Annotated in this window: 8 protein-coding genes; 1 reads left to right on the top strand and 7 read right to left on the bottom strand. The window is 48.8% G+C overall.

Going from position 1 to position 15,477, the window contains the following annotated elements:
• Positions 1-191 precede the first annotated feature (191 nt).
• A complete protein-coding gene (locus tag MKX51_RS21055) occupies positions 192-5,789 on the top strand; it encodes an S-layer homology domain-containing protein (RefSeq protein ID WP_340993714.1) in 5,598 nt (1,865 codons plus the stop codon).
• A 206-nt stretch (positions 5,790-5,995) separates the two neighbouring features.
• On the opposite strand, the gene MKX51_RS21050 is transcribed toward MKX51_RS21055, so the two are convergent.
• From MKX51_RS21050 to MKX51_RS21020, 7 genes are all read right to left on the bottom strand, one after another.
• A complete protein-coding gene (locus tag MKX51_RS21050) occupies positions 5,996-7,138 on the bottom strand; it encodes a YncE family protein (RefSeq protein WP_340993713.1) in 1,143 nt (380 codons plus the stop codon).
• Between the two features lie 26 nt (positions 7,139-7,164).
• Positions 7,165-8,028: a YncE family protein gene (locus MKX51_RS21045; RefSeq protein ID WP_340993711.1), complete on the bottom strand. Its 864-nt coding sequence runs from the start codon at positions 8,026-8,028 to the stop codon at positions 7,165-7,167.
• 405 nt (positions 8,029-8,433) lie between these two features.
• Positions 8,434-9,588 carry a YncE family protein gene (locus tag MKX51_RS21040; protein ID WP_340993710.1) on the bottom strand — a complete coding sequence of 385 codons (1,155 nt, stop codon included), beginning with the start codon at positions 9,586-9,588 and terminating at the stop codon, positions 8,434-8,436.
• Between the two features lie 219 nt (positions 9,589-9,807).
• A complete protein-coding gene (locus tag MKX51_RS21035) occupies positions 9,808-10,989 on the bottom strand; it encodes a YncE family protein (RefSeq protein WP_340993709.1) in 1,182 nt (393 codons plus the stop codon).
• A gap of 301 nt (positions 10,990-11,290) precedes the next feature.
• On the bottom strand, positions 11,291-12,433 hold the full coding sequence (locus MKX51_RS21030; protein ID WP_340993708.1) for a YncE family protein: 1,143 nt from the start codon (positions 12,431-12,433) through the stop codon (positions 11,291-11,293).
• 220 nt (positions 12,434-12,653) lie between these two features.
• Positions 12,654-13,829 (bottom strand): YncE family protein, encoded by a 1,176-nt coding sequence (locus tag MKX51_RS21025; RefSeq protein ID WP_340993707.1) that lies wholly within the window; start codon positions 13,827-13,829, stop codon positions 12,654-12,656.
• 299 nt (positions 13,830-14,128) lie between these two features.
• Entirely contained in the window at positions 14,129-15,298 is a 1,170-nt protein-coding gene (locus MKX51_RS21020) for a YncE family protein (protein WP_340993706.1), read from the bottom strand.
• Positions 15,299-15,477 lie beyond the last annotated feature (179 nt).

Genomic DNA, 15,477 nt, shown 5'->3' with positions numbered 1-15,477 from the left:
AAATATCCTATCCAGTCCCAATCGAGGATTGAGGTGAGTAGAGTATCCGCCTGGCAGTTGCAGCTTGTCGCAGTCTGCCAGGTATTTGTATATCCGCATTGTAAATTTAGACGAAGGTCTGTCCAAGTCAATCAATCTTCTAACGACATGTTGAATGCGCTTACTTAAGTGAGAAAGAGGAGGATTAATGAATGAACAGAAAGAACCGTGTGAAGAAAAGGCTATTCTCCGTGCTGATGTCCGCTACACTCGTGGCTGGGATGTTCCCTGCACTAGGGTTACCTGTAGCTTCTGCCAGCGAGACTGATGCTTCTGCGATCAGAGTCCAGCTGGACGGCAATGATATCAAGGCTGACAATGTCAATGGCCTGACCTTCAAGGGGTTCGGCGTACTGAGCGGCAACAGCACCAGCGCCCTGCTGATGGACTATAAGTCCGAGCAGCCGGAGGCGTATGCGCAAATGCTGAAGCTCCTGTTCGGCGGCGACCGCCCGCTGATCGACCATGTCAAGATCGAGATGGGCAATGACCGCAACAACTCTACCGGTCCCGACCCTGCGACGATGCGCACGGAGGATGAAGCAGCCAATGTAGCCCGGCACCCCGGCTTCCAGCTTGCGGCTGATGCTAAGGCCATTAATCCGGCCGTCAAGATAAGCTTCCTGCGCTGGAATGCTCCGGCCTGGGCGAACAGCAATGATAAAATCTATACCTGGTACAAAAACACCATTCTGGCCGCTTACCGCGAATACGGCTATATGGTGGATTATGTGAATCCTCATATTAATGAACATGCGCCGGATTTGGCTTGGACGAAGCAGTATGGCGAGAGGGTCAAAGCGGATGTTACCGGGTTTGAAGGCGAGCAGGAGAAAGAGCTGTACCACAGCATTAAGCTGGTCATTTCCGATGAAGTCGGCATCGGCTCCTTCGGCGATGCGCTGGTGAATGACTTGTCCCTGCGCGAAGCTGTAGCCGCTGCCGGGTATCATTACAATACTGATGACGACAGCAAAGGAAATTTCAAGCGGCTGGCGGATGAATTCGACAAGGAGATCTGGAATAGTGAAGCACAGGCCACGTTCAGTAACTCGGCCTTCCGGCCCCACAATAATATGAAGGACCCATCTAAGCCCGGCACGGGGATCGGCGGCACCGGCGGACCGCTGGAGATGGGCAATACCATTATTAAGGGCTTTGTGAATTCACGCCGGACGCATTTCATCTATCAGCCGGCAATTGGCTCCTTCTATGAAGGCGGGCAGTACTCGTTCAAGGAGCTGCTCAGCGCCCGTGACCCGTGGTCGGGCTTCATACATTATGACGCTGGACTGCTGGTTCTGAAGCATTTTAATGGGTTCGCCAAGACCGGCTGGGAGAACGAAGACAATACGGCAGGAATCTGGCGAGCTGTTCCCCAGGCGAGCTACACCGGAGCAACCGGCACGAACCCGGTAAGCGGGCGCAACGGAACTCCGAGCTATATGACACTGGCTTCACCTGACAAGCAGGATTTCTCGACGGTAATTATCAATGACAGCGAGGCTGAGAAGATCTACAAGCTCCAAGCCGTCAACATGGCCTATACCGGCAATCCTTCCCTGGAAATGTGGGAGACGCGTGCGGCGGAGACAGGTCAGGCTTTTAACAGCAATTATATGAAAGATCTTGGGGATGTGCATGCAGACGGCAGCGGTGTGTATACCATCCGTGTGAAGCCGTTCTCCATTGTCACGGTTACCACGCTGGATAACCGCAATAAGGCAGGATTCAACACACCGCTCCCGGTGGAGGGCGAACGCACAGTGCTTGATACCGATGCTACCGGTTCTGTGCAGAATACGGAGGATCAGACGCTGTACGCCGATGACTTCAATTATGGCGACCGGAGTGTTCCCGTGATCGGAGAGGGCGGGCAGATTACTGGCATGCAGAGCTATGTCAGCTCGCGCGGCGGCCCGTATAGTGTCATGCCGCGTTATACGCAGGACCTCAACGGAGCGTTCGAGGGCTATCTGGTCGATGGCACGGATAACTATGTCCTGCGGCAGCAGCTGGACCAGACGACCACCGGGGTAGGCGGCGCCTGGAATGGCGGCGACCCGGTTACTGCAATCGGGGATTACCGCTGGACCAATTACAAGGCGAGTGCCGATGTATCTTTTGAACAGAATAGCACGTATGGAGGGAACAATTACGCAGCGGTTGGAGCCAGATACCAGGGCGGGCCGCAGACGATTAACGGCACCCCTTATGCGCTCAAGTTCTGGTTCGATGGCGGCTGGCAGCTGCTGTCCAGCGGCACCGTTGTGGCCAGCGGCAACGCAGCTACCGGCTCCGGCGGTGTGAAGATTTCGAATTTCAATACGGCACATGACGCGTGGCATAACCTTGCCATTCAGGTGGCCGGTGATACGGTGACTGCTTATTTGGATCAGGTTGAGCTTGCCTCCTACACCGATCCGAATCCGAAGCTCTCCGGGCGCGTACAGCTCGCCAGCGGCTTCTATCATGCGCGCTTCGATAATCTGAAGGTTGAAAAAGTAGATGGTTATACCCCTTACTATGCCGAGCAGCTGGATAATCTGGAGATGACGGATCTGGCTGAGGTCCCAGGGACCAAGCTGGTCTATGAAGGCGGCTGGGCCCATGAGAATGGCAAAGGCATGTATGTCTATCAGCGTTCCCTCTCTACCAGCCAAGGGGCCGGTGCGGTGCTGAAGTATACTTTTACCGGTGCGGGACTTGATATTCTGGGGCCAAACGACGGCTCCGCGAAGCTGGAAGCTGTGGTGGACGGCGAGACCCTGGTAGTCGCGGGCGCTGCTAACGCAGCGAAGGAGCTATACCAGACCTTCACGCTCCGTGGACTGAAATACGCTGAGCATACGGTTCAGCTCAAGGTGCTGAGCGGAACTCTGGCCGTGGATTCCGTAGCGGTCATCGGCGGTGAAGGAGCAGGCAGTCCGGATACGGCGGGTCTTCAGCAGGCGGTGAGTGCTGCGCTTGCGGTCAGCAGGGAAGAGGGCTACCCGGAGAAGGATTGGAGGATGTTCACGAATGCCCTGGATACAGCCCAGGCAGCACTGAATGATCCCGTTCTCTACCGGCTGGACCAGGAAGGGGCAACGCAGCTGGCGGAACGTCTGTCTTCCTCTCTGAATCTGCTGCTGCTCGGAGATGTGAGAGAGCTTGCGTCCATTCCAGACAGGGCCACCTATGCAGGGCAACTGCCGGAGCTTCCAGCCAAAGTTGAGGCCATGCTCGCAGACGGCACGACCATACAGGTAGCTGTGAAGTGGAATCTCGATACGCTTAACTTCAATACTCCATATGAACGGGTAGCGGTCACTGGCACCTATGGAAGCCTGAAGACTATTACCTATGTGGAAGTGGTTCCTGAGGGGCTGGTGTACTTCCTGGACATGGGTGTTGCCGGGGATGGCGACACTCCGCCTTATTCAGCGGTCAAGGGTCTTGCAGGCGACAGTCTGCTGAATCATAAAGCGGATCAACTGTCCACAGGGGATTCAGTATGGGGACATACGAATACGGGTGGTAACTACAGTGTCAAAGGGCTGGGCGGTGATGTAGTTACCACCAATAAAGCCCAGACCGGAGTGTACAGCTCGAATACGAAAAATACGCCGCTGGTCTACAACCTGCCTCTGAGTGCAGGTAAATATACGGTTACTTCCTATCATCTGGACTGGTGGAATAACCTGAACCGGACGATGGATATTACAATCAGCTATCCTGATGCCGAGGGAGAGATTGTGACCGAGACGGTAAAGACCGGACTGGTTGCTGGTCTGGGCGGAGTGAAGGTTCAACATGATTTCACGCTGCCGGTCAGCGGTACGGTGAAATATTCGGTGAACAATACTTTCAGCCAGGCTTCGCTGATCAGCTATCTGGCTGTGGCGAAGGACTTGGTCAGTACAGCCAATGAACAGGCTGTGCTTGAGGCGAAGAGTATGATTGAAGGAGCGGTTTACAGCGTCAAGAAGGCGCAAGCGAATAGTGAAGAAGCTGTACAGAACTGGCTGGCGCAGACGATAGGCGGATGGCCTGGCTTCCAGGCTACGGGCGTTACCTTGGGTGACATTACCTTGTCTGCATTCCAGGAAGCCACTGAGGATGCTGAAGGCAGCTTCACCTTCTCGGTAACCTTAAGCAAGGGAGAAGCAGCGGCAGCGGGCGTTGCCAGCGGAACGATCACGCTGCCGGAACCGGATACGGTACCGCCGGTAATCACCCTAAATGGCGAGGCGACAGTCAATCTGCCGGTCGGAGCGGAATACACCGATGCGGGAGCTACCGCTTATGACGATCAGGACGGAGATATCACAGAACGCATTGAGACCACCGTAACCAGTGATGTCTACAGCTTGACCGAACTGGATACGGCGCAAGCAGGGGAATATATCTTCCATTATAATGTCAGAGATACAGCCGGCAACGCAGCCGAAGAAGTGACAAGAACGGTGACGGTAAGCGAAGAAGAGCTGCCGCCGGTGGAGCAGCCACCAACCCCGACGCCAACACCAGCTCCTGAACCGTCAGCCACATCGGCTCCAACGAATGAGCCGGTATGGATACCGGCACCGACTGCAACACCAACACCGAAACCGGCTGTAACGCCTTCCCCGTCTCCACAGACGGAGAAGGTGCTTCATCAGGATGATTTCACGGCTCCGGCAGACGGAATCGTAACCATTCAGCTTACGGACGCTACGGAATCCGTGCTGCTTCCGGCAGGAGTCACAAGCATGACAGGCGCGAACACCCTGCGTCTTGCCTGGAATACAATTGCTGTTGATCTGGGCCCGGAAGCTTTGAAGAGTATCCTGAATACTGTTGTTGCAGGTGGAGGTCAAGCCGATGGAGTTGCCATCAGGCTATCTGCGGTGAAGACAGACGCTGACAGCCTACAACAGCGGATGAATAATCCGGCAGTCAACGGGTCTGTCCGGTTAACAGCGGCGAGCGAGGTAATCAGCTTCAGCCTGGAGGTTGTTGCTGCGGACGGAAGCACCGTACCGGTGACGGCTTTTGCCAAGCCGCTGACTGTGACCTTCGCAGTAGATTCTATGGCGAACCGCGATTTGCTTGGCGTCTACCATATCGCTGCCAGCGGAGCAGTGGAATATGTGGGCGGTAAGCTGGTAGATAGTAATCGAAAGTTTACTGCCGCTGTCCAGCATTTCAGCCAGTACGCCGTACTGGAGTACGATAAGAGCTTCACCGATGTCAGCAGCAACAGCTGGGCCAGCGGTGTAATCAAGTCCATGGCTGCGAAGCATATTATTGAAGGGATTTCCAGCGGCCAATTTAATCCGCAAGGAGAAGTCACAAGGGCGCAATTCGCCGCGATGATTACACGTGCGCTTGGCCTTAAGGCGGCAAGCTCAGCCGCATCAGTCTTCACCGATGTGGATGCCAAAGCCTGGTACACCGAAGCTGTAGCAGCAGTGAACGAAGCAGGCATTGTGCAGGGACGCAGCAAGGAGACCTTCGCTCCGGATGAGCGCATTACCCGCGAGGAAATGGCAGTCATGATTGTCCGTGCTTATGTACACTTGAAGGGAAGCAAGAGCAGCAGTGAATCTGCTGCCAGCTCGTTCAGTGACTATTCCCGGATTCAGGATTGGGCGAAGAACGCTGCCGTTACCGCTGAACAGATGGGCCTGATCCAAGGACGCGGCAACCAGCAATTCGCGCCTCAGGAGACCATGACCCGCGCCGAGAGCGCGCAAGTCATCTCCAATCTGCTGGGGCATATGTAAGCAGGCGGATTGGACGGGTTGCTAATGAATTAACGCTGTCCATGCTCCAGAACATTAAAGTCTAACAAAGCAGCGGATCTCCAATAATTGGAGATCCGCTGTATTTTTGTCTTTACTCAGAAAACGATGAGCCATGTGTGGATGACAAAATCGCTATTCTCATTGCCTCAAAGGCAACATCCTGCTGGCTTGTAAAAAGAGCATTGCTAGGATTGATTGCGATAACCGCAAACAATACTTCTGACTTGGTTAGTATCCTTGTTTATAGGACTCATCGGGATTTCGGGCAGGACCCTTGCGGTGTTCAGATCAATCGGACAAATACTATTAATTAATGCCACATAGGCCTTGGTATCCGAGGAAAACGCCAGATCGCCGACATGAGGAAATCTTGCTAGCGGGAAATTAATACCGGTTGAAGTGTAGATTTGCACTGCAGCCAAGGGTGTAGTTGTGGGCTGTATGGTGATGCAAATAAAGCCTTGCATACGCGAATAACGAATTACATCCTGACTTTCAAAGCTGGGGACATCTATAAAATCATCGTAAGTTATGTGCCCTTCTTTATCAACAGCCAGATCTGTAAATCGTTTCAGATATTTTTTTCCTGCGTCCATGGTACAAAGCAACATTTTGTTGTCCAGGTAGACGCCGGAAACCGTATCGTCCAGCAAACTTGACGTAACCGGCTTGCCAATTTTATCATCTGTGTGAACAAGCATACCAGTAGTTCCCAGCGTAATTTGGGTATGCCCATCCGGGTGGACCACTAAGGGGTTGTGAGTTCCGTCAAAGGTAAGCCCCATTTCCTTGCCATACGCATAAGCGCTGTCATCCTTGAGAGAAATAGCGACAACGTAATCTTCACCATCGGCAACCTTACAGGCAACATAGACAAAATTGCTATTCTTATTGCTCGCAAAGGCAAAGGGCTTGCCTGGGCCCACATCCACATCCTTTATAATAGCATTCGTGAGGGTATTAATAATCACAACTGTTTTTTCACCGGAATCGGCTATATAGAGTTTTCCGCCTACTGGAGAAGCGAAGATTGCAACAGGGTAGGAAGCATTTCCTTGGCCAACGTGAAGGCTAGTCGTAACCTTCATTGTTTTTGTATCAACGACAGTAACGGAGCTGCCCAAGCTGCTCAGCACATAAAGCATCTTTTCATCAACATCAATGCACATTGGGCCAGGATCGAAGCCCACTATAATAGTGCGGATCACCTCATCGCGCTCAGGATCTATAAAGGCAAGATACCCGGAAACATTATAATTTACATAGTCAACATAGAGGTAAAAACTACCAGAGGCTGCTGTCTTTGTTTTGGTCATGTCTGTGGTCATGGTTACATCTCCTTTCAAGGGCGTTGCTAGGATTGGTTGCGATAACCGGAGATAATATTCTTGACTTGAACTGGAGTGGTGTCATAGGAACCAAGTGTGATAGCGGGGAGGGCCGTTGCAGTATCCAGATCGATCGGACGAATCCCTTGAAATTCTCCCACATAGGCCTTGGTGTCTGAGAAGAATGCCAGATCGCCGACTGAATCAAGCGAGACGTACCGGGACTGGATAGCGGTTATATTGTAGATTTGCAGACCACCCCTCGGGAAATTAGTTGGCTGTACGGTAATGCCTATATACTTTTGATTGCGGGAAAAACGAATTTTATCCTGCCCTTTGAAGCTGTTAATATCTTTAAAATCATCATAGCTTATTTGTCCGTTCGGACTAACAGTGAGGTCAACAATTCGTTTCAGATAGCTCTTTCCTTCTTGCGAGGTACAAAATAACAATTTGTTATCCAGGTAGACTGCGGATACCGTATTGTCCAGTAAACTTAATGTGGTAGGCTGGCCTTTCACATCATCATCAAAAAAACAAAGGATACCGTTAGTTCCCAACGTGATTTGGGTGTTTCCATCCGGGGAAACAGTCAAGGGGTTGCGGGTCTCATCAAAGGTAAGATTAAATTCGTTGCCATACTGATAGCCAATGTTATCCTCAATGGAAAAGGCGACAATGTAATCGCGTCCATCGGCAACCCTGCAGGCGACATAGACAAAGGAGCTTTTCTCATTGCTCGCAAAGGCGAAAGGCTTACCGGGGCCCATATCCTTTTTTGTTATAACCTTATTCGTTTGGGTATTAATAATCGTTACGGCTCTGTCATTGAAATTGGCTACATAGGCTTTGTGGCCAATGACGGTGACAGTATCTGCGCCGGTATTCACAACGTATAATCTCTTTTCTGTCGGATCCATAGCCATAGGGCCAGCATTGGCTTCTACCGGAATTCGTTTGGTCAACCGGTCTTGTATCGGATCAATTACAGCGACATGACCATATAAGGTTGAAATACCCTTTCTTGTGTATGAATCGGATGGACCCGGCGGACCGACAACCAGGGTGAATATGTAATATATTGTCAGAAAACTGCGATTGGATGTCTGTTATAGGGTATGTATGGATTCTCAAGTCAGAACAACTATAACGTCCAGTTTCGTCCACACAACGGGCAGGGGTAACGAAGAAGATAAGAGACTCATGAGGATGAAAAAAGAGCTGCCTACAAGTCAAATTCGACCTTAAGAGACAGCTCCGCCTTAACGGTTAATGGCCTATATAATTGATTACTGCTAGGATTGAGTGCTATAACCAGAAATTAAATTCTTGACAGTGATGTTCTCTCGCCCAATCTGGATAGCGGGTAGAACTGTGAAAGTTGCCACATCAATCGGACGAACCGTGTTCAGTTCTCCCACATAAGCCTTGGTATCTGAATAAAACGCCAGATCACCGACAACAGGAAGTGTAACTAAATCGCGATAGCCTTCGCTTAAGTCAACGATTTGCACTCCACCTGTATGGAAATCAGTGGGTTGAATGGTAACGCCCATGTAGAGTTGCTTACGGGAAAGACGAATTTTATCCTGCCCTTTGTAACTGGGGAAATCCACAAAACTCTCATAGGTGATGATTCCATACTTATCTATGGACAGATTTTTAATTCCTTTCAGATAATTTCTGTCTTCGCGCATAGTACAGAATAGTCTTTTGTCGTCCGTGTAGACCCCGGAAACCGTGTTGGCGAGCAAACTTGACGTACTGGATTCCCCAATTGCATCACCGTCAAAATAGGTGAGCATGCCGTTATATCCTAACGTGACTTGGGTGTGCCCGTCCGGATGAACGGCCAAGGGGTTGCTGGTTGGTTCAAAGTTTAGCTCAATATCTTCACCATACGGATGAGCGATATCATCGTCAATGCCAATAGCGACCACTCTATCTCGTGCCAAATCAGCAAACGTGCGTGCAACATAGACATAGGAGCTATTCTTATTGCCCGCAAAGGCGAAAGGGATGCCAATTCCGGGTGGGACCATTTCCACTTGTTTAATAACCTCATTGGTGACGGAGTCAATAATTGTAACGCTCGAATCACCTGAATGGCCTACGTAGATTTTATCGCCTTTAGGAGCAGCGAAGATAGCATTAGGATAGCTCCTGTAGAGCGAATTGCCAATATGAACACTATTCAGAACCTTCAAGGTATTCGTATCGATGATGGTAACTGAATCACTATCAGTATTAACCACGAAAAGCTTTTCCTCTGCGGGGTCCATGCACATGGGTCCAGGCCGGCTGCCCACTCTAATCCTTTTGACTATCGTATCTTGTACAGGATCAATGACGGCGATATATCCATAATTGGAATTTATTTCATAACTTACATAGACATAAGGATGAGCTGCTGATAGATTCCTTCTGCAGTTTGCCATATTCGTGTTCACGAATAAAAACCCCTTTCATGTGCTTCTAGCTCATGGACTCGCCGGGCCCGGCAGACGGACAACCGGATGGGCAGGCGCTCCGGATTCTCCCGGAAGCCTCATAAGGTTGTCTGCTATATGTTATGTCCGGATGCTCCGGCCCGAATAGTCCTAATGTCCAGTAAGATAGAAAAAAAGCTGCCGCCCAAGTCAGTTCGACTTGAAGCGACAGCTCGATTTTTATACTAAATCTACATTCAAGGATTGATTGCTATAACCGCAGATTATATTATTGACGGTGATGCGATCAGTGGAATTGTAGCCAATCAGAAGAGCGGGCAGCGCTGTTGCCGTTCCCACATCAATCGGAACAATCGAGTTCACCTCTCCTACATAAGCCGTGCTGTCACCGGCAAACGCTAGATCACCTACATAGGGGAGCGGAACAAACTTTGAACTAGAAGTGTTTACATCGTAGAGTTGCAGACCACCTGTCGGGGAAGTGGTGGGCTGTATGGTGACGCCAATATAATTTTGACTACGTGTAGCACGAATTTTATCTTGGCCCTTGAAGCTGGCGGGTTCTGTAAATTCATCATAGGTAATGTTTCCTTGCCCGTTAAAAAATAGGTTTTTAAATTTTTTCAGATAAGCTCTATCTTCTTGCGATGTGCAAAATAACAAATTGTTGTCCAGGTATACTCCAGATACTGTATTGTCCAGCAGACTTGTAGCTTTGGACTCTAAAATTGCATGAAATGAAGAAACAACCACCATGCCAGTCGGTCCAAATGTGACCAGCCCCGCTCCGTTTGGATAAAAGGTCAAGGGGTTGTGGATCCCGTCAAATTCAAGCTCAATATCATCCCCAACAGGTTGAGCGGTGTTATATTCAACATCAATACCGACAACATTACCTTTATCATTATCTTTAGACTTGCAGGCAACAAAGACAAAGTCGTTATTCATGTTACCGGCAAAGGCGAACGGGTAGCCACTTCCGTCAGGCAATTCCACTTGTGCAATAACCTCGTCCTTGTCAGCGTCAATAATTGTAACGGCCTTGTCACCAGAATGGGCTACATAGACTTTGTTCACGCGAGGAGCAGCGAAGATAGCAACAGGAGCAATTTGAGCGGACGAACTGCTAATGGGAAGGGTTTTGATAACTTTAAAGGAATACGCATCAATGATAGTGACCGAATCCTGGACATTACTCACTACATAAAGCTTATCCTCCTGGTTATTCAAGCACATAGATACGGGCTTTGGGCCCACCATAATCCGTTCAATGATCTTATTTTGTGCAGGATCAACGACAGCAATATAGCCAAAGTAAAGGGAATGTTCATAACTCACAAACACGTAAGGATTAGTACCTGATAATAAATTTCTGTGACGGTTTGTAGTATTCGTATTCACGAATAAAAACCCCTTTCATGTGCTGCTGGATAATGGACCCGCCGGGCCCGGCGGACGGACGACCGGATGGGCAGGCGCGCCGGTTGTATCCGGATGCCGCATCAGGTTGTCTGCTATATGTTATGTCTGAATGCTCCGACCCGAATAATCCATTTGTCCATGAAAGTCACAAAAAGGGCAGAGCTCACCCCTTCACTGCTCCCGCCGTAAGTCCGCTAACAATGCATTTCTGGCAAAAAAGAGCTGCCCCCAAGTCCGTTTCGACTTAAAGAGACAGCTCGGTTTCTATACTAAAAATGCATTAGGAAGATTGATTGCTATATCCGGAAATAATGTTCCTCACCATGTAGTTTCCCGCGACGTCTATAATAGGTATAGTTGTTCCAGTGGCCAGATTAACGGGACGAACCCTGCTTACTTCTCCCACATAGGCTTTGGAGTCGGAGTAGAACGCCAGATCGCCGACAAGGTCAAATTCAAAAAACCTCGAATTAAAGCTGTCTACATCGATGATTTGCAATTTACCCGCCGGGTTATACGTGGGTTGAAGGGTGACACCAACATACTTTTGGTTAAGCGAAGTGCGAATTTTATCCTGACTTTTGTAACTGGGGATTTCTTTGCTATACTCAGAGGTGATGTTCCCATACACATCAATATCCAGGTTCTCAAATACTTTCAAAAAGTCCCTTTCTTCTCGCATAGTGCAGAATAACCAGCCGTTGTCCAGATAAACCCCAGATACCGTATTGTCCAGAAAACTTGTCGTATTAGATGTGAAATTACCCGTAAAATCAGCATAATTAAGGACTCCAACATCAGCGAGCTCGATCAGTGTGTGTCCATTCGGGTGAACGATCAAGGGGTTGCGGGTCGAATCATATACACGTTTCAGATCTGGTCCAATCGAAATAACATTAGCCCCAGTATCATTAATGTCAAAGGCAAGAACAGAATCTCCTAATGCAGGATCTCTCTTGCAGGCAATATAGACGTAGGGGCTCTTTTCATTGCTCGCAATGGCGAAAGGCATGCCGTAGTTCTTTATATTTTTAGTTGTAATTATACTATAAGTGTGGGCATCAAAAATGATCACGCTGGAAGCCTCATAGCTGGCTATATAGCCTTTGTTGCCACTAGATTCTATGAAGATAGCAGCAGGTTTGCTGCCAACTGCAATTCCGCCTAAAAGGCGAAAGTTATCCGTACTATAGACAAAGACTACATTCCCAGTCTCATCCGCCACGTAAAGCTTATCCCCAGAGGGAGTCAGGCACATAGCGGTAGGATTTTGGCCTGTTGAAATCCGCTTGATGATCTCATCAGTATTGGGATCAATAACAGCAACATATCCTGCGTAATTGTTGAGTACATAAGATGCATACACATAAGAAAGGCCGCTGCGTGTATTTCTGTTATGGTTTGCTGTTAGATTCACATTCATAGATAAAATCCCCTTTCATGCAGCTCTATTTAATGGACTCGCCGGGCCCGGCAGACGGACAACCGGATGGGCAGGCGCGCCGGATTCTCCCGGATGCCTCATCAGGTTGTCTGCTATATGTTATGTCTGAATGCTCCGGCCCGAATAGTCCTAATGTCCAGTAAGATAGAAAAAAAGCTGTCCCCCAAGTCCAGTTAGACTTGAAGCGACAGCTCGATTTTTATACTAAATCTACATTCAAGGATTGATTGCTATAACCGCAGATTATATTATTGACGGTGATGCGATCAGTGGAATTGTAGCCAATCAGAAGAGCGGGCAGCGCTGTTGCCGTTCCCACATCAATCGGAACAATCGAGTTCACCTCTCCTACATAAGCCGTGCTGTCACCGGCAAACGCTAGATCACCTACATAGGGGAGCGGAACAAACTTTGAACTAGAAGTGTTTACATCGTAGAGTTGCAGACCACCTGTCGGGGAAGTGGTGGGCTGTATGGTGACGCCAATATAATTTTGACTACGTGTAGCACGAATTTTATCTTGGCCCTTGAAGCTGGCGGGTTCTGTAAACTCATCATAGATAATGTTTCCTGTCCCGGTAAGAGCTAGCTTTTTAAATTTTTTCAGATAAGCTCTATCTTTTTGCGATGTGCAAAATAACAAATTGTTGTCCAGGTGGACTCCGGATACCGTATTGTCCAGCAGACTTGTAGTTTTGGATTCAACAATTAAATGAAATGAAAAAAAAGTCAACATGCCAGTCGGTCCAAATGTGGTTAGCCCCGCTACGGATGGGGCCAAGGGGTTGTGGGTCCCGTCAAATTCAAGCTCAATATCATCCCCAACAGGTTGAGCGATGTTAGAATTAACATCAATAGCGACAACATTACCTTTATCATTATCTTTAGACTTGCAGGCAACAAAGACGAAGGCGCTATTCATCTGGCCGGCAAAGGCGAACGGGTAGCCACTTCCGTCAGGCAATTCCACTTGTACAATAACCTCGTCCTTGTCGGCGTCAATAATTGTAACGACCTTGTCACCAGAATGGGCTACATAGACTTGGTTCACGCCAGCAGCAGCGAAGATAGCAACAGGAGCGCTATTAGCGGACGAAGTGTTAATGGGAAGGGTTTTGATAATTTTAAATTCATACGCATCAATGATAGTGACCGAATCCTGGGCATTACTCACTACATAAAGCTTATCCTCCTGGTTATTCAAGCACATAGATACGGGCTTTGGGCCCACCATAATCCGTTCAATGATCTTATTTTGTGCAGGATCAACGACAGCAATATAGCCAAAGTAAAGGGAATGTTCATAACTCACAAACACGTAAGGATTAGTACCTGATGATAAATTTCTGCGACGCTTTGCCATATTCGTATTCACGAATAAAAACCCCTTTCATGTGTTGCTGGATAATGGACCCGCCGGGCCCGGCGGACGGACAACCGGATGGGCAGGCGCGCCGGGATCTACCGGATACCGCATCAGGTTGTCTACTGTATGTTATGTCTGAATGCTCCGGCCCGATTAATACATTTGTCCAATAAAGCCACAAAAAGGGCTGAGATTACCCTTCACCGCTCCCGCTGTAAGTCCGCTTACAATGCATTTCTGGCAAAAAAAGAGCTGTCCTCAAGTCCGTTTCGACTTGAAGAGAGCTCGATTTTTATATTAAATGTGCATTACAAGGACTGATTGCTATAACCGGAAATAATGTTCTTCACGTTGACGCGGTCTGAGAGACTTGTGCCAATCGGAATAGCAGGAATGGGATTACTTGGATTTCCCAAAGCAATCGGTTGAATCGAAGTCAGTTGTCCTACATAGGCAATGATGTCATCGTAAAGTGCTAAATCACCGACATAAGGGAGCGGAACAAACTTTGAGCTAGCAGCGTTTACATCGTAAATTTGCAGACCACCTGTCGGGAAAGTGGTGGGTTGAATGGTGATGCAAATAGTACTTTGATCACTTGAAACACGGATTTTATCCTGGCCTTTGTAGCTAGGGATTTCTGTGAATTGATCATGGGTGATGTTTCCTTGCTGGTCCATGAACAGGTTGTTGAATTTTTTCAGATAGGCTCTATCTTCCCGCGAGGTGCAAAATAACATTTTGTTATCCAGATAGATCCCGGATACCGTATTGTCCAGCATACTTGAAGTTTTGGACGGACCCATTGTAAGTTGTTCAAAATGAGTCAGCATGCCAGTCTGCCCAAGTGTGACCAGTTCCACTCCGCCTGGGTACACGGTCAAGGGGTTGTGGGTCCCGTCAAATTCAAGCGGAGTATCATCCCCAACTGGATGGGCGGTATCATCGTCAACGGAAATGGCGACAACATTACCTTTATCATTATCTTTAGACTTGCAGGCAACAAAGACAAAGAGACTGTTCACCTTACCGGCAAAGGCAAAAGGGTAGCCGCTTCCGCTAGGCAAATCCACTTGCTTAATAACCGTATCTGTGACGGAGTCAATAATTGTAACGGCCCTGTTACCCGAATGGGCTACATAGACTTTGTTCACGTTAGCAGCAGCGAAGATAGCAACAGGAGCGCTAGAGGTGGACGAAGAGCCAATGTGAAGGGTTTTGATAACGTTAAAGTTATATGCATCAATGATAGTGACCGAATCATTGCCCGTATTTACTACATAGAGCTTATCCTCACTTGGATTCAAGCACATAGGACCAGGGTTAAGGCCTACCGGAATCCGTTTGGTGACCTTATTGTATACAGGATCAATGACAGCGACGTAGCCAAAATAATAGGAAAGTTCATAACTCGCAAACACGTAAGGATTAAAATTTGATGCTAGATTTCTTCTGTGGTTTGCTATTTTTGTATTCATAATTAAAAACCCCTTTCATGTGCTTCTGGCTCATGGACTCGCCGGGCCCGGCGGACGGACAACCGGATGGGCAGGCGCGCCGGATCTCCCGGATGCCGCATCAGGTTGTCTGCTGTATGTTATGTCTGAATGCTCCGGCCCGAATGATCCAAAGTCCTAGAAAGCCACAAAAGGGGCTG

Origin of the sequence: Paenibacillus sp. FSL M7-0420 (genome assembly GCF_038002345.1) — a bacterium.
Classification (GTDB): Bacteria; Bacillota; Bacilli; order Paenibacillales; family Paenibacillaceae; genus Paenibacillus_AQ.
The sequence above is the reverse complement of the archived record's forward strand: the minus strand, read 5'-3'. Positions and strand labels throughout refer to the sequence as shown.